Source organism: Pseudomonas sp. Irchel s3f7 (assembly GCF_900187615.1).
GTDB lineage: Bacteria > Pseudomonadota > Gammaproteobacteria > Pseudomonadales > Pseudomonadaceae > Aquipseudomonas.
Map to the genome: position 1 here is coordinate 52,984 of NZ_FYDO01000005.1, position 21,422 is coordinate 74,405.

At 59.9% G+C, this 21,422-nt stretch carries 18 protein-coding genes; 3 read left to right on the plus strand and 15 right to left on the minus strand.

What is annotated here, in order from left to right; genetic code table 11:
* Nucleotides 1-111 precede the first annotated feature (111 nt).
* The 3 genes from CKW19_RS05580 to CKW19_RS05590 are packed head-to-tail and all read left to right on the plus strand — an operon-like array spanning nucleotide 112 to nucleotide 3,368.
* A complete protein-coding gene (locus CKW19_RS05580) occupies nucleotides 112-2,304 on the plus strand; it encodes an FUSC family protein (protein ID WP_095056981.1) in 2,193 nt (730 codons plus the stop codon).
* Nucleotides 2,294-2,494: a DUF1656 domain-containing protein gene (locus tag CKW19_RS05585; protein ID WP_007896379.1), complete on the plus strand. Its 201-nt coding sequence runs from the start codon at nucleotides 2,294-2,296 to the stop codon at nucleotides 2,492-2,494. The genes CKW19_RS05580 and CKW19_RS05585 overlap by 11 nt, the downstream gene beginning before the upstream one ends.
* Before the next feature lie 10 nt (nucleotides 2,495-2,504).
* A complete protein-coding gene (locus CKW19_RS05590) occupies nucleotides 2,505-3,368 on the plus strand; it encodes an HlyD family secretion protein (protein WP_095056982.1) in 864 nt (287 codons plus the stop codon).
* A gap of 47 nt (nucleotides 3,369-3,415) precedes the next feature.
* Here CKW19_RS05590 and CKW19_RS05595 read toward each other — a convergent pair whose 3' ends face one another.
* The 15 genes from CKW19_RS05595 to CKW19_RS05665 all read right to left on the minus strand — a co-directional run bounded on the left by CKW19_RS05595 (nucleotide 3,416) and on the right by CKW19_RS05665 (nucleotide 21,416).
* The gene (locus CKW19_RS05595; RefSeq protein ID WP_095056983.1) at nucleotides 3,416-4,159 is read right to left on the minus strand and encodes a hypothetical protein; all 744 of its coding nucleotides are present in this window, start codon (nucleotides 4,157-4,159) and stop codon (nucleotides 3,416-3,418) included.
* Nucleotides 4,160-4,206: 47 nt separating this feature from the next.
* A complete protein-coding gene (locus tag CKW19_RS05600) occupies nucleotides 4,207-5,490 on the minus strand; it encodes a hypothetical protein (protein WP_095056984.1) in 1,284 nt (427 codons plus the stop codon).
* Between the two features lie 188 nt (nucleotides 5,491-5,678).
* Nucleotides 5,679-6,086 (minus strand): DUF4440 domain-containing protein, encoded by a 408-nt coding sequence (locus tag CKW19_RS05605; RefSeq protein ID WP_095056985.1) that lies wholly within the window; start codon nucleotides 6,084-6,086, stop codon nucleotides 5,679-5,681.
* A 121-nt stretch (nucleotides 6,087-6,207) separates the two neighbouring features.
* On the minus strand, nucleotides 6,208-7,032 hold the full coding sequence (locus CKW19_RS05610) for an SDR family oxidoreductase (protein ID WP_095056986.1): 825 nt from the start codon (nucleotides 7,030-7,032) through the stop codon (nucleotides 6,208-6,210).
* A gap of 31 nt (nucleotides 7,033-7,063) precedes the next feature.
* The gene (locus CKW19_RS05615; RefSeq protein WP_095056987.1) at nucleotides 7,064-7,528 is read right to left on the minus strand and encodes a multidrug transporter; all 465 of its coding nucleotides are present in this window, start codon (nucleotides 7,526-7,528) and stop codon (nucleotides 7,064-7,066) included.
* A 290-nt stretch (nucleotides 7,529-7,818) separates the two neighbouring features.
* Complete coding sequence (locus CKW19_RS05620; protein WP_095056988.1) at nucleotides 7,819-9,270, minus strand: mannose-1-phosphate guanylyltransferase/mannose-6-phosphate isomerase; 1,452 nt, start codon at nucleotides 9,268-9,270, stop codon at nucleotides 7,819-7,821.
* Nucleotides 9,271-9,419: 149 nt separating this feature from the next.
* Nucleotides 9,420-10,076 (minus strand): alginate O-acetyltransferase AlgF, encoded by a 657-nt coding sequence (locus tag CKW19_RS05625; RefSeq protein WP_095056989.1) that lies wholly within the window; start codon nucleotides 10,074-10,076, stop codon nucleotides 9,420-9,422.
* A 17-nt stretch (nucleotides 10,077-10,093) separates the two neighbouring features.
* Nucleotides 10,094-11,269 carry an alginate O-acetyltransferase gene (locus CKW19_RS05630; protein WP_095056990.1) on the minus strand — a complete coding sequence of 392 codons (1,176 nt, stop codon included), beginning with the start codon at nucleotides 11,267-11,269 and terminating at the stop codon, nucleotides 10,094-10,096.
* Between the two features lie 11 nt (nucleotides 11,270-11,280).
* Nucleotides 11,281-12,846 (minus strand): MBOAT family protein, encoded by a 1,566-nt coding sequence (locus CKW19_RS05635; RefSeq protein WP_095056991.1) that lies wholly within the window; start codon nucleotides 12,844-12,846, stop codon nucleotides 11,281-11,283.
* 205 nt (nucleotides 12,847-13,051) lie between these two features.
* The gene (locus CKW19_RS05640; RefSeq protein WP_095056992.1) at nucleotides 13,052-14,173 is read right to left on the minus strand and encodes a mannuronate-specific alginate lyase; all 1,122 of its coding nucleotides are present in this window, start codon (nucleotides 14,171-14,173) and stop codon (nucleotides 13,052-13,054) included.
* An 8-nt stretch (nucleotides 14,174-14,181) separates the two neighbouring features.
* Complete coding sequence (locus CKW19_RS05645; protein ID WP_095056993.1) at nucleotides 14,182-15,633, minus strand: alginate O-acetyltransferase; 1,452 nt, start codon at nucleotides 15,631-15,633, stop codon at nucleotides 14,182-14,184.
* A gap of 10 nt (nucleotides 15,634-15,643) precedes the next feature.
* Entirely contained in the window at nucleotides 15,644-17,218 is a 1,575-nt protein-coding gene (algG, locus tag CKW19_RS05650) for a mannuronan 5-epimerase AlgG (protein ID WP_095056994.1), read from the minus strand.
* 26 nt (nucleotides 17,219-17,244) lie between these two features.
* Nucleotides 17,245-18,729 carry an alginate export family protein gene (locus CKW19_RS05655; RefSeq protein ID WP_095056995.1) on the minus strand — a complete coding sequence of 495 codons (1,485 nt, stop codon included), beginning with the start codon at nucleotides 18,727-18,729 and terminating at the stop codon, nucleotides 17,245-17,247.
* On the minus strand, nucleotides 18,726-20,231 hold the full coding sequence (gene algK / locus CKW19_RS05660) for an alginate biosynthesis TPR repeat lipoprotein AlgK (RefSeq protein WP_305883121.1): 1,506 nt from the start codon (nucleotides 20,229-20,231) through the stop codon (nucleotides 18,726-18,728). Before algK ends, CKW19_RS05655 begins: the two co-directional genes overlap by 4 nt.
* A gap of 15 nt (nucleotides 20,232-20,246) precedes the next feature.
* Complete coding sequence (locus tag CKW19_RS05665) at nucleotides 20,247-21,416, minus strand: alginate biosynthesis protein Alg44 (RefSeq protein ID WP_095056997.1); 1,170 nt, start codon at nucleotides 21,414-21,416, stop codon at nucleotides 20,247-20,249.
* Between the last annotated feature and the right edge of the window lie 6 nt (nucleotides 21,417-21,422).

Genomic DNA, 21,422 nt, shown 5'->3' on the forward strand with positions numbered 1-21,422 from the left:
AGTGTTCAGGGGCTGGCGGAGTTTTGGGGCCGCTGCGCAGCCCAGCGCGAGCAAGCTCGTTCGCCACAGGATTTGCCTCATCCCAGACCTTTTTTAATTGAGCAGGATTTCATGACCCCCTTGCCCGCACCTTTGCGCTGGCTGTACTCCCTTGAATGGCGCCGGGGTTTCTTCGACTGGGCGCGCAGTGATGGCGTGACCTGGGTCTACATTTTCAAGGTCCTGATCGCGGCGTTCCTGACGCTGTGGCTGGCGATGCGTCTGGAATTGCCGCAGCCGCGTACCGCGATGATCACCGTGTTCATCGTTATGCAGCCGCAAAGCGGTCAGGTGTTCGCCAAGAGTTTCTACCGTTTTCTTGGCACCTTGGCCGGCTCGACGGTGATGGTCGCGCTGATTGCCTTGTTTGCGCAGAACACCGAACTGTTCCTCGGCTCGCTGGCGATCTGGGTCGGCATTTGTTCGGCCGGTGCCGCGCGTTACCGTAACTTTCGCGCTTACGGTTTTGTACTCGCCGGCTACACCGCGGCGATGGTCGGATTGCCCGCGCTCGCGCATCCCGACGGCGCGTTCATGGCGGCGGTGTGGCGGGTGCTGGAAATCTCCCTGGGGATTCTCTGCGCGACCCTGGTCAGCGCCGCGATCCTGCCGCAAACCGCCAGCGCCGCGATGCACAACGCCTTGTATCAGCGCTTCGGCGTGTTTGCCCTGTTCGTCACCGACGGCTTGCGCGGACGCAGTCAACGGGATGCGTTCGAGGCGGGCAACGTGCGTTTCATCGCCGAAGCGGTGGGCCTGGAAGGTTTGCGCAGTGTCACCGTGTTTGAAGACCCGCACATGCGTCGGCGCAACGGTCGGCTCAGTCGCTTGAACAGCGAGTTCATGGGCATCACCACGCGTTTCAACGCTTTGCATCAATTGCTCGAACGCCTGCGCAACAGCGCGGCGGATCAGGTCGTGGCGGCGATCAAACCGGGTTTGCAGGACCTGGCCGAAGTGCTCGACGGCTACAGTGGTCGTTCCCTGACCAGCGCCGATGCGGCGCGCCTGGTCACGGCTTTGACCGTTTACAAGGAAGGCCTGCCGGCGCGAGTGCGCAGCCTGCGGGCGACGTTCCAGGAGAGCGAGCCGAGCGACGCCGAGCAACTGGATTTCCACACCGCGTACGAGTTGCTTTATCGCTTCGTCGACGACCTGCACAGTTATGCACAGACCCACGCGTCCCTCGCCGATCACAGCCATGCGCGGGAGCAATGGGACGAGCCGTTCACCCCGCAAACCAACTGGATGGCCGCTGCGGCCTCGGGGATTCGCGCGGCGTTCATTTTGGTGGTGCTGGGCAGCTATTGGGTCGCCACCGCGTGGCCGAGCGGCGCAACCATGACCCTGATCGCCGCCGCCACCGTGGGCCTGTCGGCCGCCACGCCGAACCCTAAACGCATGGCCTTCCAGATGGCGTGCGGTACGTTTCTCGGGGCGTTGATTGGTTTCGTCGAGATGTTTTTCATCTTTCCGTGGATCGACGGTTTTCCCCTGTTGTGCGTGATGCTGGCGCCGGTGATCGTGCTCGGATCATTCCTGAGCTCACGCCCGCAATACGCCGGTGTCGGCCTCGGATTGCTGATCTTTTTCAGCACCGGCTCAGTGCCGGACAACCTCACCGTCTACAACCCGTACACCTTCATCAACGACTACATCGCCATGGTGCTCGGCATGCTGGTGTGCGCGGCGGCCGGGGCGATTATTTTACCGCCGAACAGTCGCTGGTTATGGCGTCGGCTGGAGCAGGATCTGCGGGGTCAGGTGGTGTACGCCATCAGCGGCAAACTCAAGGGGCTGGCGTCGAGTTTCGAAAGCCGCACCCGCGACTTGTTGCATCAGGCTTACGGCCTGGCCGCAGGGCAGCCGCACGTGCAGCGCGACCTGCTGCGCTGGATGTTCGTGGTGCTGGAAGTCGGCCACGCGATCATCGAGTTACGCAAAGAACAGGCGATTCTGCCGGTGCATCCGGCGTATGCCGAATCCCAGCCGTGGCGCCAGGCGATCCGGGTGATGGGGCGGGCGCTGGTGCGGTTGTTCCTGCAACCGGGCAGCAACAATCTGGAACGTGCACTGGTCGCGGTCGATCACGCGATCAGCCGTGTGCAGTCGACGGACGAACCCTTCGCCCCGCACTTCGACACCTCGGCGCTGCGTCGGGTGAAAAGCTATTTGCACTTCATCCGCACCTCGTTGCTGGACCCGCAATCACCACTCGCCGCCTACGCCATCGCCAAGCCTGAAGGACTTGAACATGCCTCGTGAAATCGCCTTCCACGGCGTCTACATGCCGACCATGACCCTGATGTTTTTCATCGCGGCAGCGTTGGCCTGGGCGCTCGACCGCTTCCTGTCCGGCTTCGATCTGTACCGCTTCTTCTGGCACCCGGCGCTGCTGCGCCTGAGTCTGTTTACCTGTCTGTTCGGCGCACTGGCGCTGACTGTCTACCGTTGAGAACGTCCCGATGAAAAAGCTTTTCAGCCTGCTCGCGACCTTGCTGGTACTGGCCCTGGCGCTGTGGATCGGCCGCTCCCTTTGGGAGCACTACATGAACACACCCTGGACCCGCGATGGTCGGGTACGCGCCGATATCATCAATGTCGCCGCCGACGTCACCGGCGAAGTGGTGAACGTGCCGGTGCGTGACAACCAGTTGGTGAAGAAGGGTGACCTGTTGATGCAGATCGATCCCGAGCACTATCGCCTGGCGGTCAAGCAGGCGCAGAGCCTGGTCGCTTCGCGCAAGGCCACGTGGGAGATGCGCAAAGTCAACGCCCATCGCCGCGCCGATCTGGACAACCTGGTGATCTCCCGGGAAAACCGCGACGACGCCAGCAACATCGCCGACTCGGCACTGGCCGATTACCAGCACGCCCAGGCACAACTGGAAGCTGCCGAACTCAATCTCAAACGCACCGAAGTGCGCGCGGCGGTGGACGGTTACGTGACCAACCTCAACGTCCATCGCGGCGATTACGCGCGCATTGGCGAAGCGAAAATGGCCGTGGTCGACATGAACTCGTTTTGGGTCTACGGCTTCTTCGAAGAAACCAAACTGCCCCACGTGCGCGTCGGTGACAAAGCCGACATGCAACTGATGAGCGGCGAAGTGCTCAAGGGTCATGTGGAAAGTATTTCGCGCGGCATCTACGACCGCGACAACCCGGAGAGCCGTGAGCTGATTGCGGATGTGAATCCGACCTTCAACTGGGTGCGCCTGGCACAGCGGGTGCCGGTGCGGATACACATCGATGAAGTGCCGGAGGGTGTGCTGTTGGCAGCGGGGATTACGTGTACGGTGGTGGTGAAGTCAGAAGTTGAGCGGTAAGCGACACCTCTATCCTGCTGGATAGAGGTGTTTTTTGGGGGGGGCTTTCAACGTGGATTGGCCACGAGATTAGGCAGGCTGCGAAGTGCAGGGTCTTGCTCCGTTGCCAGCGGATAGAGCACTTGAATGGATACCGTCAAATCGTTGCCCGGCTCCAGCAGGTACTGGTCGCTTGCAGGCGTGTGTAATTCAATCACACCCTCTGAACCGTCATGCGCCGTCTCCAGCCAGGTTTTGGCGTGAATTTTCGTACCTGGCGGCAAGCCAGCGCTGGAAAATCCCCATTGGGTGCAGGCGCGGTCAACAGCGCGCAGGATGACGTCATAGCTGTAAATCCAGCCCTGGGTAACCTCGTCCTGCCATGCACCGTTGAACACCTGGCGGGTTTGAATATTCAGCGCTTCGATGTGCCTGACCAGGACAGGGCAGTAGAGACTTTCCTGGTAGGTGGGTTGGTAGTAAACAATCCCGCACAACTCGGCGACAGATGATTCTTGCAGGTTTTTATCAGACCGCAGTGTCAGCGTACGTCGAGCATTCCACCCCTGTGTCTGCACATCCGTAATCGTGATAGTGGAATACCTGAAGTGTTCGTTTACAACTAATTGCGCGCCATTAATCGGCATGGAGGTGTGCAGCAGTGTCACATCCTCTGAAACCCTGAACTGCAAACGCGAACCCACAGGCGGCGGAGCACCATCGGTTTCAAGGGTGAAGCCGAATGTCACCGGCACCCCTTTTTTGATCTCGTTTACAAAATTATCCATTTTGATATTCAGCAGTTTGGTCATCTCAAAATCCTTTTGAAAAGCATGACATTGTGCGGGGAGTGGGCCGGTCAGTCGCTAGCCTGTTCAGGGCGCAGATAACCGTAAACATGACCCAGAGCGCCACCCAGTCCAAGTGTGTTGCCGGCCAACAGAATCCGGCCATTGGCCTGGATTTGCAGTTGAGCCGGCGTGGTGACTAATGCCGTATCTTCCTGGATGCAGCCATGTTCACCAAAACTTCGGTCAATCAAACCGTTGGCCTGATAACGCGCCGTGTATAGGCGTCGGGCTCCGCCGGCAGTGACGATCTTTCCATCCGACTGCTGATGGCCGCAGACCCATTCGTTACCATGCTCGGCATCGAATTGCGTCAGGACCGGTCGACCACCATTGAATGACGGGTGTGGGTTGCCGGTGGAGTCCAGACCTGCCAGCAGACCCCAGTTTCGGACGGCGGTGCTGGCCTGGCCAATACCAACAACCTTGCCCCCGCCTGTAGCGACCAGATCATGAATAGCCACGCTGCCATTGGGAATGTTCAGTGTGGAAAAACCGGGCATTTCCTCACCGCCAAAGTCGAGATCGAGTTCGCCGTTTTGCAAGTAACGCGCTACATATCCGAGCGTCTCTGGGACGGCATTGACAGCGCTGCCCGCGACCAGAACTTTGCCGTCGATTTGCGCGAGTAGTGCATGAACTGAAGTGGCGCTGAAGGCCGTGTGTCTTATTTCGAGCTTGCCGGTTTTATTGAAGGTTTTGTCCAGGTTGCCATGGGTGTCAATGCGAACTACCAGCCCCGTGGAAGTGTCGCCGTTTCGGTAAGTTGCGCCGATGATGATCTTTCCGCATTCGTGTAGTTGCAGCGTGCTGCTGTCATTGACAAGTTCGCCGAGGGTGCTGTTGTCAATAATGACGCAGCCTTGTCGGCCAAAACTTTCATCAACCGCACCTTCTTTTTCGAAGCGGCAGATCACGAGCCGTTTCGGGCTGTTGCTGTCTGCTTTTCGCGACCAGCCCAGCATCAGAATGCGCCCGTCCGGCTGTACGGCAAGCCTGCCGCCCGCCGAGTCGTAGCCACCAGCGAAGTTGCCATGAACCAGGCCGTTGTCGGCGAATGCAGTGTCGACACTGCCATCCGGATTGAAGCGTGCCAGACCGTACAGTCCTTTAAGATCACGGGCGAGCCAGGCACCCACAAGTAGTTTGTCGTTGGCCAGTACCTGTATACCTTTCACATGCCTGTCGAGATCAAGTGCGTGCTTCAGATTGAATAACGTAATGACACCGTCTTCACCAAAGCTTGGATCGCGTGCATCAGGGGTGGAAAAAGAGTGTTGATCAATAATGTCCATATTATTGCCTTTAGTTTGTTTTTCAGTGGATTGAAGTTTAGTTTTTTATTTGAAGTCTCAAGCCCGTTAATTGACGGGCTGTTAACAAGTTATAAGTCAGGGGGGCGTTTGGCGAGAGGGGCGGCGGCAATGTGTGTTTGAGTTTGTTTCTGCTGTGCTGTAGCGACGTCACGTACAAAAGTAACGGGTCAAGCTTTGTAAAACGTCTCCTGCAAATGCAGCCAGATCACCCGGCCATCGGCGTGCTTCTCGAACACAACCGTGGAGCGACGATCCGAGTGCTGCCCGGTCGCATCGGTCTGTTGCTCGCGATAACTCACGGTTGCGCCACCGTCGTGCAGCGCAATGCCACGCAGTTCGCTGAGTTCGATGCGGAACCCGAGTTTCTTGCCGCCCGCGAGCGAGAACAGTTCGCTCAGCGCATCAAAGTCGAGTACCCGGCCCAAGGGCGAGACCATGGAGAACCGAGGCGAAAAGCGCGACAGCAGATTGTCGAGTTCGGACGGGTCGCGTTCTTCGGCCAGCCATTGTTCGATGGCGACGTGGGCCTGGATGACTTCGTCGAAGTAGTTGGTGTAGTCGGTGTAGTCGGTCATTGTGCTGTTTCCTGAATTTTTGGCGGCGTTTGTTCTGACGACATCGCGAGCAGGCTCGCTCCTACAGGGAAACGCATTTCAATGTAGGAGCGAGCCTGCTCGCGATGGGGTCGACACGGTTTCAGAGTTGCCCACGCAACCCGAACCGCTTCATCAACCCGGATTCCAGCAAACCTTTGGGCACCAACCCCGCCAGCAACGGCAACGCCCGGCTGCCATTACCCAGGCGAATCAGTCGCGGTGGCTTGTCCTGCTGCACTGCCTTGAGCAAGCCGGCAGCAAACTCGCTGGCCGGGGTCGGGTTGTCCTGCGAGGCTTTGGCTCGGGCGCGAATGCCTTCACGCAGCGGAAACCACGGCGATTGTTCGCTGATCAGTTGTTCGGCTTCATGGCCGGCGTTCTTGGCGAAACTGGAGGCGATGGCGCCCGGCTGGACTTCCATGACCCGTATACCAAACGGCGCCAATTCCATGCGCAAGGCATCGCTCAAGGCATGCACGGCGGCTTTCGACGCGCAGTAGGCACCGGCGAAAGGTGTGACCAGAATGCCCGACACGCTGCCGATGTTGACCACGATCCCTTTGGTCCGGCGCAGCACAGGAAACATCGCGCGAGTCACGCCGACGACAGAGAACACGTTGGTTTCAAACTGACGCTGCATCGCCGGTACGCCGCCATCGAGCAACGGCCCCATCGCGCCATACCCGGCGTTGTTGATCAGCACATCGAGCCCACCGCGCTCGTGGTTGATACGTTTGCTCAGCGCTTCGAGTGCCACGCCATCGTTAACGTCCAATCGCACGGCCGTGAATCCGGCAGCGTTCAGCGCGGCAACATCTTCAGTCCTGCGCGCACTGGCCCAGACCTCGTAGCCGGCAGCCTTGAACACATCCGCGAGGGCACGGCCGATGCCGCTGGAACAACCGGTAATCAACGCAACGGGCATGGCGCATTCCTTGTGCAAAAAAAGGGGGGAATCAGTCGGAAAAACTACCCTGCAAACGCTCGGCGCGAAACTCCAGGGTTTCCGGACGGTAGCCGGGGCGCAGCGGTGGCATGGGCAGGCAGTCTTCCCAACGGCCACCGGCCTGTAATTCGCCGGGACCGCGATAGCGTGGGGCAGTGTATTGATTGTCGGCCAGATTGACCGTGTCACCGGGTGCATAAGCCGCGACTCGCCAGCGCAATTCGGTCAACGGCACGTCGTTGCCATTGTTCATGGTCAATTGCAGCGGACGGTCGGGAGGGCAGTGCTGCGGCGCATAACTGATGCGCAGCTCCAGGCGTTGCAGTTGCTTGAGCTCGCGGTGGTCCATCCAGATGACCCAAGTGGCGACGATGCCGAGCCCCACAGCAGCGGCAACCGAGACGGGCAAGGCTTTGGCTGGGTAGCGCAGTAGCAGGATCAGCCAGGTAATGACCAGCAGGATGCCGATAAACATGACGCGCCAACCTCGGGAGTAGAGGAGACCATCCTACCTAAGCGCAGGTGGGGTTGGCGATGGGCTGATTGTTATGGTGTCTGTGCCGGCCTAATCGCTGGCAAGCCAGCTCCCAGAGTGTTTGCGGGTGTTCACAAGATAGGTGTTCACCGCTGAAACCTGTGGGAGCTGGCTTGCCAGCGATGGGGTCGGTGGAGGCAATACAAAAATCTGAAAAAAAAGCCCCCACCCAAACTACTGCGGATAGGGGACGCAGTGGCCTGGATGGGGGCTTCTTTTTAACTGCAGGTTTACTGCGCGATGGTTTTCACCGACACGCCACGCTCGATTGGCGTCGAGCGACCATAGATATCCTCAAACCGCTCGATATCGTCTTCGCCCAGGTAGCTGCCCGACTGCACTTCAATAATCTCCAGCGGGATTTTGCCCGGGTTACGCAGGCGGTGCACCGAAGCGATCGGAATGTAGGTCGACTGGTTCTCGGTGAGCAGGAACACGTTCTCATCGCAGGTCACTTCAGCCGTGCCGCTGACCACGATCCAGTGTTCGGCGCGGTGGTGGTGCATCTGCAGCGACAGGCACGCGCCCGGTTTGACCGAGATGTGCTTGACCTGGAAACGGCCGCCCATGTCCACCGAGTCGTAGGAGCCCCACGGACGATAGACCTCACAATGGTTCTGGGTTTCAGTGCGGCCCAGTTCGTTGAGGGTGTTGACCATCTGTTTCACGCCTTGGACCTTGTCCTTGTGGGCGATCATCATGGCGTCCTTGGTTTCGACCACGACGATGTTTTCCAGGCCGATCACCGACACCAGTTTGCCGTTGCCGTGGATCATGCAGTTTTTGCTGTCCTGGATCACCACGTCGCCTTTGGTGACGTTGCCGTTGGCGTCTTTGGCATTCACTTCCCACAGCGACGACCAGCAACCGACATCGCTCCAGCCAGCGGTCAATGGAACGACGCAGGCGCGTTGGGTTTTTTCCATCACCGAGTAGTCGATGGAGTTGTCCGGGCAGCAGGCGAAGGTGGCTTCGTCGAAGGTGATGGTGTCGGCATCCTGATGGCTGCGCTCGAGGGTCAGCAGGCAGGTGTCGTAGATGTCCGGATCGTGTTTTTTCAGCTCTTCGAGGAAGCGGCTGGCGCGGAACAGGAACATGCCGCTGTTCCAGAAGTAACCGCCGGATTGCACGTACTCGGTGGCACGTTTCACGTCGGGTTTTTCGACGAAGTGCGAAACACGGCTGATGCCTTCAGGCAGCAGCGAATCGTTGGTCGACTTGATGTAGCCGTAACCGGTTTCCGGTTTGGTGGCCGGTACGCCGAACAGCACCATTTCGCCGTTTTCGGCTGCGACGGTGGCCAGGGCCAGGGCGCGTTGCAGGGCTTTCTGGTCTTCGAGCACGTGGTCGGCCGGCAGCACCAGCATCAGCTCGTCGCGACCTTCATTGACCAGCATCATCGCAGTCAGGGCCACGGCCGGCGCGGTGTTGCGGCCGAACGGTTCCATCAGGATGCGCTGGGTTTCGAGTTTGCGCGCGGCCAACTGCTCGTTGACGATGAAACGGTGGTCCTTGTTGCAGACCACGATTGGCGTGTCCATGCCGTCGAACACCAGGCGTTCCAGGGTTTGCTGGAACAAAGTGTGCTCGCCGGTCAGGGCCAGGAATTGTTTAGGGAACTGCTTACGCGAAAGCGGCCAAAGACGCGAACCGCTACCACCTGACAAGATCACCGGAATCATGTTGTTACTCCTTGCAAATCGTTTGGTTAGGCCTTTGTGGGAGCTAGCCTGCTAGCGATGGCGCCACCTCGGTACATCGGAAAAACCGAGTGGCCTGCATCGCCGGCAGGCCGGCTCCCACAGAGAGCCGGGTCAATTCTGAAAATGTGTTAGCGCGTCGAGACCGGGCGTTTTACCCAGACTGGCGACAGGCTGCTGCCGTTACCGGTGACGTACAGCACTGCCGCTTCACCGCGTTCCAGGGCGACGGGTTTCACGTCGCCGACTTTCGTTGCGCCATCGTATAGCGCCAGGCTGACTTTGACCGGGTTGATTTCACGCTCGCCACGGCCCTTGGGCGCAACGTTCGGTACCACGTCGGTCTTGCCGTCGGCGGTTTTCAGGGTCAGCGCCTTGTCGCTGAGGTTTTGCACGCGCACCAGGGATTTCTGCTTGTTCTTGAACGGCGGCTCTTCAATCAGTTGCGGCGCGCCGCTGGCGTTGTTGACCAGGGTGTAATAGTGATCGCCGGCCAGTTTCACCGGCAGGGTCTGGCTGCCGACCTTGGCGCTGTAGTCGCCGCCCGGCATGAAGCTGAAGTCACTGCTGGCCAACGGCGCGACATCGCTCAGGTTGGTGCTGCCGACGGTGGCGCTGACTTCGGCGTTGCTGGCGTTGAAGATACGCACGAAGGACGAGCCTTTCGGTGCGGTCGGGCCGTAGAGCGCGGAGTCGCCAGCGGCGAAGGCCTGCATCGAAAGCACACTCATACCAGCAACCAGTGCAAAGGTCTTGGCGAGACGACGAGGAGTAGTCTTGAAAGTCATGGTAGTACCTCTCTCTTTCAGTTTTGCGCCCGGTCGGGCGTCTCGGATTTAGTGTTGATGGCTACGTTTTGTTGGCGAGCGCCGGCTTGTTTAAGCTCTGCGACCCACTGCGGGTCGGCGTCGCCGATTTCGTTGTTCACAGGCAGATATCGTTCAGGGAACTCCCAGATCAGCACTTGTGGCGGGCTGTTCTTGAAAGCGTCGCTTTTGAGGTAGCTGAGCATCGGCAGAATCGGGCCGTGGCCGTCTTCGGCGTAATTGACCACGTCGCTGTTCAGCGCTTGTTTGAGCGCACCGACGAAGTTCCAGTTGGGGTTGGCGCTGTAGCTGGTGCCGATCAGGGCCACCGGCACTTCGGTGTTGGCGAACAGCGCGTCGTCGCCGGCGGGCTGATCTTCAGCCGCGACCGTATTGCGCTTCTGCAAGGGCTCTTGCTTGGGCATCAGGTTTTCGAACAGCGGGTCCAGTGGCAGGAACAGACGCAGGTCGCCCTTGTGCGTGATGGTTTCGGCAGGCTCGGTGACGAAGCGCTGCGGTTCGCCGCTCAACGGGTACGTGTCGGCAATGGTCTTGGCCAAACGGTTGGCGGCGATCTCGGCGCCTTGCGGCGTCCAGTGCGTGTCGGTGCGCAGGAACACTTGCTGGCCGTTCTGCTTGGCTTGTTGCAGCGGGCCGAGCAAGTCCGGTGCCGGAATCCGGTCAGCGGCCAGGCGCTGGTGGAAATCCGTGTAGAGGTTGGCGTGGATGCTGGCCGGTTTCACTTCACCCAGGTGTTCCGGGTACAGGCGCACCTTGGCCGGCACCACCGCCATCACCAGTTGCACGCCTTTGGCTTTCAGCGTTTGGCGCACGCCTTCGACCAGCGCGTAGTTGCCTTGCAGGTTCAGCTCTTCGTTGACCACCGGGTGGAATTCTTCATCGCTGTACAACCACTGATCGCGACCGAGCACGACGCCCGGACGACCTTCGTTGAACAGTTTGAAATCCAGCGCGGCCCAGAGGTTGGTGCCCAGGCGTTTGATCGGGAATTCGTCGTCGTAGTGGGTTTCCACAGCCTTGGTCCAGCGGCCGTTGAGCACCGTCGCATCGGCGTTGGTGCTGAAACCCATGAAGCTGCGAACCGACCACACGCCCAGGGCGAGCAGCGTCACCATGAACAGGGCGATGTAGAAGATGCGTAATGAGCGGGTCATGGTCAGATCCCTCAGAACTGGAAGTAAAGGAACGGCGAGAAACTTTGCGCCGAGAGTTTGAGAATCGAGGCGATGAACAGCAGCAACACCAGCGCACGCATGACGTAGCGCGACCAGTCAGCGGTCCAGTAGGCCGGTTGCACCTGGGCGTCAATGCCGACGGTGTAGCCAGGCTGATGGATGCTCGCCGGGTTATCCCCAGGCGCGGCTTTGATCAGACCCGGTTCGGTGGCGGCCGGGCCGTCGCTGTCGACATTCACCGCAGGCTTGGTCTTGGCAGGCGGCTGATTGCTGTAGAAGTCACGGATGCCGAAGAACGCCAGGGTCACGTAGGCCACGATCAGCGTTGCCACTTGCAGGCCGGTGAGGCTGGCCTGGTTGAGTTCCGACAGCGACCAGTCGCCGAAGCTGAACATCGCGCCGTACATGCGACCGGCAACGTGCAGGTTCTCTGCGCGGAAGATCACCCAGCCCATCACCACCAGCAGGAAGGTCAGCGCCCAGCGGATCGGGTTGATGCTGCGTGGCGAAGTGTTCAGGCCCAGCGCTTTTTCAATCGCCAGCCACATGCCGTGCCACGCACCCCAGACGATGTAGGTGATGTTCGCGCCGTGCCACAGACCACCGAGCAGCATGGTCAGGAACAGGTTGCGATAGGTCATCAGCGTGCCTTTGCGATTGCCGCCCAGCGTGATGTACAGATAGTCACGCAGCCAGGTCGACAGGCTGATGTGCCAGCGGCGCCAGAACTCGGTGATCGACTGGCTGATGTACGGCTGTTTGAAGTTTTCCATGAAACGGAAACCCATCATCAAGCCCAGGCCGATGGCCATGTCGCTATAACCGGAGAAGTCGAAATACAACTGCGCGGTGTAGGCCAGCGCGCCGAGCCAGGCATCGCCCGTGGTCGGGTTTTGCAGGGCGAAGCAATGGTCGGCCACCACCGCGAGGGTGTCGGCGATGAAGACCTTCTTGATGAAACCCTGCATGAACCGCGTGCAGCCCTCGGAGAATTTGTCGAGGGTGTGGGTGCGGTTGTTGAACTGATCGGCCAGGTCGCGGAAACGCAGCACGGGGCCGGCGATCAGGTGCGGGAAGATCGCCACGAACGCCGCGAAGTCGATCAGGTTACGGGTCGCCGGGGTGTCACCACGGTAGACGTCGATGATGTAGCTGATGGACTCGAAAATGTAGAACGAGATCCCGATCGGCAACAGCACGTGGGTCAGGATGAACGGCTCCAGGCCGACCGACGTCATCATGGCGTTGATGCTGTCGACGCCGAAGTTGGCGTACTTGAAGTAGCCAAGGATGCACAGGTCGACGACCACGCCGAGCAGCAGCCAGCGCTGCGCCGGTTTGGTCCGTACTCCAGCGGCACCGACTTTCAGGCCGATCCAGTAGTTCCACAGCGTGACGGCCGCGAACAGCGCCAAAAAGTCCACACGCCACCAGGCGTAGAACATGTAGCTGGCAATCAGCAGCAGCAAATTGCGATAGCGTTGCCCGCTCAGGTAGTACAAGCCGAGGAAGATCGGCAAGAACAGAAACAGGAACACGTTGGATGAAAATACCATCCCGATCTCTCCATGTTTGAACCAACAGTCAAGGGCCAACGGCCCCCCCAAACCCCCCACGAAAAACCGGGGGGATGTATTGCATTCAAGCCACCGCGATCCCTTGTAGGAGCCGGCTTGCTGGCGAAGGCGGCAGATCAGTCGACATCGATGGTGAATGTCATACCGCCATCGCCAGCAAGCCGACTCCTACAAAGGATTTGCGTTAAGAACCCTTGCCCTTTTCATTGGCCGGGTCGTAGACCTTGGTCAGGTCGCCGCCGAGGCGGAAGGTCTTGAACGGTTGCATGTCATGCTTCTTCTCCAGCACATCCGGCGAGCAGGTGTAGAGCGAGCAGAACGGTTCGAGCCAGGCGAATTTCGAGTCGACCTTCAGGTCGGTCATGTCCTGTTCCTTGCCGTTCTTTTCCTCGAACTCATCCGGGTCTTTCACCCCGGCGAGCACACGATCACCGAGGCGTTTCAGTGCGCCGTTGTTTTCCTGACGCAAATCCACACCGTTGACTTGGGCGAAACTGGCGATCATCGCCAGCGGCGGCAGGGCGTAGTTGTGATAGGCCAGCGCCCGTTGCTGACGCTTGAGCTCGTTGGGCAGATAACCGTCGGCGTCGACCTGGTTGGCGCCGACCTTGAATTCCTTCACCGCCCAGTCGAACAGGTCGCGGCGGTTGGTGGCGACGGACGTGGCCATCACCGACCACGCGGCCCAGTACGAGTGGTTGTTGGTCTTGTCCAGCGGCAGGTTGTCCCAATCGCTGACCACCTGATCGGCCATCTTGCTGAACCAGGCTTCGATCAACTGCGACTCTTGCTGATGATTGGCCAGCGGACGTGAGTCGGAAAATTTCAGGCGAATGTACGAAGACGCCATGCTGCCCAGCGCCCATTTGCGCATCGACTTGCCGGTGTGGTTGAAGTCCTTGGACATCAACGCATCGGCCTTGGCCCAGGCGGTGAGCCAGTTCAACGTGCACTCCAATTGTTCCGGACGACCGTCACGCATGAACTGCATCACGCGCTTGCTGGTGCCGCGTTCCATTTTGGTGATGTCGGCGGTGCTGTCGCGGAAGGCTTTTTCAGACTGCACGTTCAGAGTCGAACGGGCCTTGTCCGAGCCTTCGTACTTGCTGCGGAACTGCAACGAGCCAGTGTAGGGCGTCGGCATGGCATCGCAGCCTTCGCTCTTGTCGCCGGTTTTGACTTTCTCGATCGGTGCGAAGTAACCCTGTGGCGGGCGCAATGGCGCCGCCGCTTGGGTGGCGCCCGCAAACATCGCCAGGCTCAACAGCGTCGGTGCCAACAGATGTTTCAGTTTCGGATTTCGCATAGCAGACCTCATTGCCCGGCCGAAGCGGTACGTTGCTCAGCGCTCGGGAATACGTTGCGTTTGCAGATTTTCGCTTCGACTTTCTGTGGCGCGGTCCCGGCTTTTTCGGGGCCCTGGATTTCAACGGCCAGCAGGTTCTGCGAGGCCCAGTCTTCGTCCGTGCGCAACTCGAAGGCGAAACGCCCGTCGGTGTCGGAGGTTTCCGGTTTGTCGATCTTGATGTCCTCGTGGCGACCGTTCATGTACCAGAGGGTGGCTTGCAGGGTTTTCACCGAGGTGTCGGCGAAGCGGATGTCGACCTGGTGACTGCTGTTACGCAGGTCGAGGTTTTTGCTGTTGACCATCAGTTCGTTTTTTCCCGGCTTCAGGGTGGTGCTGCCGGCCATTTGTGCATCTTTGCCTTCGCAACCGTTGTCCAGCAGCGCCATCATCTGGCGGTAGATGGTTTCCTGGTCGAGGCGATAGAGCGGCGAGAATTCCCAGATGAGAATCTTCGGCGGGTTCTTCTGGAATTCGTCGCTGCCCAGGTACTGCAGCATCGAACCTTCCAGGCCACCGCCGGGGAACGCCACGTTGAGAATGTCGGCGCCGATGGCCTCTTCGAGGAAACCGGCGAAGTTGTAGTTCTTGCCGCTGTGGGAGGTACCGACCAGGGTGATTTGCGGATTACCGGAATCGCCGAACAGGTCGCCGTCGCCCGCTTCGCCCTTGGGCTCGGTGGTGAACTGATCCATGTACTGGATCGCGTAGCTGGTGCCACAGAGTTGACCAGCCATGTTGTGCAACGTTCCGGTCTTGCCCATGCGCCCCGACTTTTTGGTCTCGAATTCGCGCTTGGGAATGGCGGCGAACTCAGGCAATTGCTTGACCTTCTCGGCGACGACTTTCGCCGTGCGCTGAGCACCGTACGGCGTCCAGTGCTGGTCGCCACGGAAGTAGAAATCGTGGGCGGGCAGGGTGTCGGGCAACGACTCGTTGGTCAGCGGCGACAGGTCCGGCACGACGTAACCCATGGCTGCGAAACGACCGAGCATCGACTTGTAGTTCTTCAAGGCCTTGTCGAAATCGAAGCTGGCCTTTTCGGCCGGGTTGAGCTTGTTGCGGTTCACCAGGCCACGGGTCGGCTGGTACACAATCACCAGCTCCACGCCTTTGCTCTTGAACGCATCGTGCAGTTGCTTCATGCGTTTGTAGCCGGCCGGGGTGGTGTCGAATTCGGTGCGCAAGTCTTCCTGGGTACGGAACAACCAGTCACCCTGAGCCTGCACCAGCGTGGTGAAATTCTGCTGATAACGCGTGGTGTAGTTCTTCGCATCGTGGGCGGCCGGGCACAGGCTGCAGCACGGTTCTGCGCTGAACTTTGGCGCTTGAACTTCGTCGGCACGCGCGCCGGCGCTGGCCGCGAGAATGCCGGCGGTCAGGGCCGACAGGCTGAGTAATTTGATCAAGTGTGGGTGCATAAAATTATCCTCAGTCCTGCATTTCGGTCTGGCGTTCGACAGGGTCGATCAGCACGGCTTTCTGCTGGCGCACCAGCAAATCGAGAATTTCATCCTGGCGCTCGCCGAGAATCCCCGAAAAGCTGATGCCGCTGGATTTGGTCGGGGCGAGCATGGACACGCGATACAACTCGACGCTCAACGGCGAGTCGATGGACAGCGGGCCGCTGCCGTTGGCCGCCAGTTCACCGCCCACCACGATCAACGACACCTGCGCGTCGAACGGGTCGAGCTTGATGTCACGGTCGGTGTTGCTCAGGTCTTTGATGTGGCCGTAGACACCGGTCAGGCCGTTGGCCATGGCGATGTTTTCGTACAGGCGAATGTTCACGCTGTTACGAATGCGGATGCCGTGGCGACGGTTGCTCACGACTTTGTTGCCCCACAGCAAGTTGTCGGCACTCTCGTAGAGGGTGATGCCGTCGGTGTGGTTCTGGTAGATCTCGTTGTGGGCGATCAGGTTGTTGACGCTGTTACGGTCGATCACCAGGCCCGACAATTTGTTGTCGTAGCTGCGGTTGTTGAAGATGAAGCTGTCGTTGACCTCACGGGAAATAATGATCCCGTGCTTCTTCTTGGTTCCGTACACCGTGTTGTCGGCAATGATCAGACCGTGGGAACGGTCGTGCGGGTCAATGCCGTAGACGATGTTGTCTTTGTAGGTGTTGCCCTTGACCACGAAGTTGCTGGTTTCATAGCAGTAGAAGCCGTACCACATGTCCGAGAATTCGGAGCCGACGATCCAGCCGGTCGGTTCAGGACGCTTGAGCACCTTGGCCATGTTCGGCGTGTATTGGGAAATACTCACGCCGTACGACTTACTGTTGGCGTAACCGAAACTGGCCATCTTGCTGTTGGCGATGTAGGTCTCGGTGCCGCCCCAGGCCAGCAGGAACGGACGGAATTCCTTGGGCGATTTGAATGTCGCCGGGCCGTTGTCCTTCTCGCGCCAGCCAGTGATTTTGGTGTCACGCACGAACAGCTGGCCGTCGTTGACCAAGAACGAACCGGCCTCTTGCGACAGGCGCAGTTCCTGGGTCTGCTTGTCGATTTCGAGGATGCCGTGACGGCCGACCACGATCGGCAATTTGGCCAGGTACACGCCCGGCGAAGTTTCGCTGAAGTACTGCTTGGGCACCTTTTGCGCCAGGTCCTTGAGGTTCATGTAACCGTCGTCGACGAAGATCGCCTGCGGGATCCCGTGCTGACGCACCACCCACTCGGCCATCTTGTTGTCACCGCCGATGAAGTCCTTGAGCGCGTCTTCCTGCATCATCCGGCGCACGCTGATCTTGCCCGGTTTGCTGCGCACGATTTTTGCCGCGACGGCCTCGGCGGTGTAGCCGGACACGTCCGGCAGTTTCGGCGTGGCCAGTTCCAGTGGCGCGGTCGGTGCGCTGCTGACGGTGTAGGTCTTGGCCTGTTGCAGTTCCTTGGCCACGGTTGCGGGCTTCGCTGGCTCCGCATTGGCGAAGGCAGTCGCGCTGGCCAGCAGCATCGCGCCGGCCAACAGGCTGATCGAGCCTTTTCGGGCAGGATGATTCATCTGGGAGACTCCCTTCGCGATGTGCATCAGAAGCGCCAGATCACGTCGATGAATGCGCGGTGCATGTACGAATCGACTTCCTTGCCGTACGCATCGCCCGGCTTGAACACGCCGCCACGAAAACGCACCAACGCCGAAGGCTCGTCGATCGCCTGGCTCATCGATGCCGGCAACAGGCCTTGCTTGAAGTACTTGGTGACCACCAGGTCCATTTCCTGACCGAGGTCTTTCTCGCCATCGTTCAGCGGCAGGGAGGTGCTGGAGAGGATCGCGCCGGTCACGTCGTCGGTGTTGTTCTGCACCGCGTCGATGCCGTTGCTGCCAACCGGCTTGTTGCCGTCGACGCGCCAGAATTTGTGGTAGATCAGGCTGGCGTCGTATTCGTCGTTGAGCATCCACGAACCGAACAGCGTGGCCGATTGCAGGTTGTTCATTTCACCACGGAACGCTTCACCGAAACGGTGCACGCGCGAGCGGGTACCGGTGTAGTTCGAGCGGTTACTTTCCAGGCCGTTCTGCTCATAGTCTTCGCTGGCGCGGGCGTAGGCCGCACCCACTTGCCAATGCGGATCGAGGCGCAGGCGCACACCCAGGTCGGTGGCCCAGCCATCAACATCGTCGCTGCGCTTGGCTTGTGCGGGAGCTGTGCCATCGGCGTTCAGCGGGTTGACCGTGTCGCGGTCGCCGCTCATGCCGGTGATGCTGCCCCAGTAGTTGACGGTGTTGGTGTTGCGCCAGTTGTAGGCGTCGCTGTCGGCGGTGAGGCCCAGCCAGCTGATGTCGCCGTTCTGCTTCTTGTCCAGCGAATCGCTGGCTTCGCCTGGCGTCGGGTAGTCGAGCTTGCCGTCATCGTGGGTGTGATGACCGCGAATGCCGACCCAGTTGCCCGGAGTCCACTGGTACGCCGCATCGGCGTAGGCGTGCAGGCGATCCTTGTCTTCCGGTGCCAGTTCTTTCAGGTCGGTGCGGTACTCGCTGAAGCGTTCGGCGATACCGACGTTGGCGCGCAGCAGGGTAGTGTCGAAGGTCCAGTTCAGGGCTTCGATGTTGGTGTCGCGCCATTGGCCGTCGTCATTGCGCAGGCGCTGGCGACCAAACTTCAGGACCTCACCCGGGTAGGGCGTGAAACCGCTGTAGCCGACCCAGAACTCACGCATGGCCAGGTAGTTTTTCTTGGTCTCGCGATCACCGTTGTCGGTGTTCTCGGCGCCGTCGGATTGTTGCAGGGTGTCGGTCTCGATGATGTCGGTGGACGTCACCGCCTGACCCATGGCGTAGGCACTCCACGCGCCGCTTTCGCCGTAGACCCACGGACGCAGGTCGAGGCCGACGCCGTTGACGTCGCCGCCGTCGGCGGTGCCCAGGTCACGGTCGTCTTCGGACTGGCCGGTGATTTTCACGTCCAGGCCGAAGTTCTTGGTTTCTTCAGTCATCGCAGCAAGCGTCGGGCAGGACCAGATCAGCGCGAATGTCAGACCGATACCGGCCTTCATGAATGGATTAAGTTTCATAGGGATTCCTCACCGTCTTCTTCTTGCAGGGCGTGCAGTGGCAGCGTGTTCTGGCTCAAGTTGCCGCGAACGGCCTGTTCCTGTTTCAACAGGCGTTGGGCCTCGGCCAGCTGCGCAGGCGGCAGTTGGGTTTCGAGTGTTTGCGCAAGCTCGGTGGCTTGCGGGGTGTTCTGTGCCTTGGCCAATTGGCTGAAGACATAAGCGTTGAGCGGGTCAGGCTTGGTGCCTTTGCCTTGGGAGAACAGTTGGGCGATGGCGAAGTCGGCGCTGTTCTGGCCGTTGCGCGCAGCGGTCAGCAGATGGTCGAGGGCCTTCTGCGGATAGACCTTGCCCAGGTAGCCACGGCGGTAGATCTGGCCGAGGTAGTAATCGGCGGCGACTTCACGGCCGACGGCTTTCTGGAAATGTTCCTCGGCGACCTTGGCGTCGGCCGGGACCATTTTGCCTTCGTAGTAGAGTTTGCCCAGCAATAGCTCAGCGCGCGGTTGATCGGCGGCGCGGCCGTTGTCGAGGTACTGCATCATCTGGTCGACATCGCCCAGTTCGGGGAAGTCGTAGAGCAGTTGCGCGAGGGTGACCCACGACGCCGGGTAGCCCGGGGCGATCGGTTCGAGCAGCGACTGCGCGGTCTTTTCGTCGGGCGTGCCCAGGGTCGAATCCGCGAGTACGCGGGCGACGCTGTCCACACGTTGAGCGGACACAGTGCCGCGAGCATGACCGGCCTGCATCTGCTTGATCAGCTCGGCCTGTTGTTCAGGCTGGGCTTTTTTCTGATAGACCGTGGCCAGTTCGACGTAGCAGATGTCGGTGGTGTTGATCGCAGCTTTGCAGACCTTTTCCACGTCATCCAGATGCTGGTCGTAGGTGCCCTGAGTGCGATACAGCAGCACTTGTGCCAGACCCGCTTCCGGCTTGCCTTCGGCGCGCCATTGGCTGATCTGCTGCTGGGCATTCACGTTGGGGAAGCTGTGCGGGTATTGCAGGTACAGCATCGCCAGCGGAATCAGCGTGTTGCCTTCGCCCGCGGCGGCGGCTTTTTTCAGCAGGGTTTCGGCTTCGTGCTGCTCAGCTTCGGTGGAACCGGGCTTGGCCACCAGCAGGCGACCCAGACGCGCCTGGGCACGCGACGAAACGCTGGCGGCGGCGCGGTAAGTCGCCTCGGCCTGTTTCATCTGTGCCGGGTCGCGGCTGTCGACCTGAATGTCGGCCATGCCGACCTGGGCTTCGCTGTAACCCAGGCTTGCCAATTGCTGGTAATTCGCCGCAGCGGTGGCGGTGTCGCCGCGCTTGAGCGCTTCGTTGGCCAAGCGTTGGTCGGGCAGACCGGCGCAACCGGCGAGGCTGACAGCCAATGCCAGCGAGCACACCACCAATCCCCTGTGGGAGCCAGCCTGCTGGCGATTCGCTTGACGCGGTTTTTCAGTTACACCGCAGTGATCCAATCGCTGGCAAGCCAGCTCCCACAGGGAATTCGGTGTTTTCAGGAGGCTGATGATAGTCACAGGCATGTCCTCGACTTAAAGACCGGCAGCCATGGCTTTGTCGATCAGCCAGTTCAGGTTCGGGCCACGGTCGCTGCTCACTTCCACCGGACGACCGGCGAGGTTGCTGTCCAGGGCTTCGTCAGGCTGGATCAGCACGCGGATATCGGAAGAAAGATCGGCGCTTTTCAGGCTGGTGCTGCTGACGATCTTGCCGGTGCGGGTTTTGTCTTCACCGGCGATCTGGAAGCGCACTGCAGTGCCTGGCAATACGTCGCCGAACTGGCGATAGGAGAAGCGCGCTTCAACGTTGGCTTCGGTGTTGCGTGGCACCAGTTGGAAGATCACGTCGCCCTTGCTGGCGTATTGACCGTTGGCGACCATTTGCTGGGCCACGGTGCAATCGCACGGCGAAGTCAGGGTGCCGGTCATTTGCTTGCCGAACAGTTCTTCAACCTTGGCCGGGGCCAGTTGATCGTCTTGCAGATGGCCCTTGAGCACGTCGAGCATGCTGGTGCTGAACGTCGCCAGCGGGGCACCTTTGGCGGCTACGCCATCGGCTTTCACCAGACTTTGTACGGTGCCGTCACGGGGCATGGTGATGTTCACGCCCTGCACGCTGACCAGGCCGGCCTGGGCATGGCTGACGAAGTACATGCCGTACACCGACTTGAAGATGAAACCGAATGCCGCAAGACCCACGATGAAAATGCCGAGACTGAAGGTCACGGCTTTCATGCGACCGAATGCGCTCATGCCATGGCCGCCATCCTTGCTCTTGCGTGCCTTGGTGAAGTTGTCGCGCTGCAGGGTCGCCAACACTTCGCCGATGCTGACGATGTCGCCGGCCAGGTGCGAAGTGATCAAGTGACGCAGGGTCGAAATGTCCCGTTGTTCCAGGTTCTGGAACTGGCAACCGGTGCGGCCGGTCTGGCTATCGAAGGAGCGGATCTGCAATTCGACATCCATGGCCAGGCCGAGGTTGTCGATCACGAATTGCATGCGAGCCTTGTACACCTCGCCCACCTTCAGGGGCAGTTGACCGGCGTTGAATGCCAGGCCACCGGCGGACAGATCGATAAGGCGGACTTCGACCGGTGTACGGTCAGGACCGAAGAAACGCAGCTTGGCCGGAATTTTCACGCGGGCGTGTTGGCGCTGGGCTTCAGATTCATGCACTACGTTGGCGTTGACGGCGGTATTCATAGGGGC

Bases quoted from the DNA above. Each gene is read 5' to 3' on its own strand.
- CKW19_RS05580 (WP_095056981.1), top strand. From the start codon at position 112: ATGACCCCCTTGCCCGCACCTTTGCGCTGGCTGTACTCCCTTGAATGG.
- CKW19_RS05585 (WP_007896379.1), top strand. From the start codon at position 2,294: ATGCCTCGTGAAATCGCCTTCCACGGCGTCTACATGCCGACCATGACC.
- CKW19_RS05590 (WP_095056982.1), top strand. From the start codon at position 2,505: ATGAAAAAGCTTTTCAGCCTGCTCGCGACCTTGCTGGTACTGGCCCTG.
- CKW19_RS05595 (WP_095056983.1), bottom strand. From the start codon at position 4,159: ATGACCAAACTGCTGAATATCAAAATGGATAATTTTGTAAACGAGATC.
- CKW19_RS05600 (WP_095056984.1), bottom strand. From the start codon at position 5,490: ATGGACATTATTGATCAACACTCTTTTTCCACCCCTGATGCACGCGAT.
- CKW19_RS05605 (WP_095056985.1), bottom strand. From the start codon at position 6,086: ATGACCGACTACACCGACTACACCAACTACTTCGACGAAGTCATCCAG.
- CKW19_RS05610 (WP_095056986.1), bottom strand. From the start codon at position 7,032: ATGCCCGTTGCGTTGATTACCGGTTGTTCCAGCGGCATCGGCCGTGCC.
- CKW19_RS05615 (WP_095056987.1), bottom strand. From the start codon at position 7,528: ATGTTTATCGGCATCCTGCTGGTCATTACCTGGCTGATCCTGCTACTG.
- CKW19_RS05620 (WP_095056988.1), bottom strand. From the start codon at position 9,270: ATGATTCCGGTGATCTTGTCAGGTGGTAGCGGTTCGCGTCTTTGGCCG.
- CKW19_RS05625 (WP_095056989.1), bottom strand. From the start codon at position 10,076: ATGACTTTCAAGACTACTCCTCGTCGTCTCGCCAAGACCTTTGCACTG.
- CKW19_RS05630 (WP_095056990.1), bottom strand. From the start codon at position 11,269: ATGACCCGCTCATTACGCATCTTCTACATCGCCCTGTTCATGGTGACG.
- CKW19_RS05635 (WP_095056991.1), bottom strand. From the start codon at position 12,846: ATGGTATTTTCATCCAACGTGTTCCTGTTTCTGTTCTTGCCGATCTTC.
- CKW19_RS05640 (WP_095056992.1), bottom strand. From the start codon at position 14,173: ATGCGAAATCCGAAACTGAAACATCTGTTGGCACCGACGCTGTTGAGC.
- CKW19_RS05645 (WP_095056993.1), bottom strand. From the start codon at position 15,633: ATGCACCCACACTTGATCAAATTACTCAGCCTGTCGGCCCTGACCGCC.
- algG (WP_095056994.1), bottom strand. From the start codon at position 17,218: ATGAATCATCCTGCCCGAAAAGGCTCGATCAGCCTGTTGGCCGGCGCG.
- CKW19_RS05655 (WP_095056995.1), bottom strand. From the start codon at position 18,729: ATGAAACTTAATCCATTCATGAAGGCCGGTATCGGTCTGACATTCGCG.
- CKW19_RS05665 (WP_095056997.1), bottom strand. From the start codon at position 21,416: ATGAATACCGCCGTCAACGCCAACGTAGTGCATGAATCTGAAGCCCAG.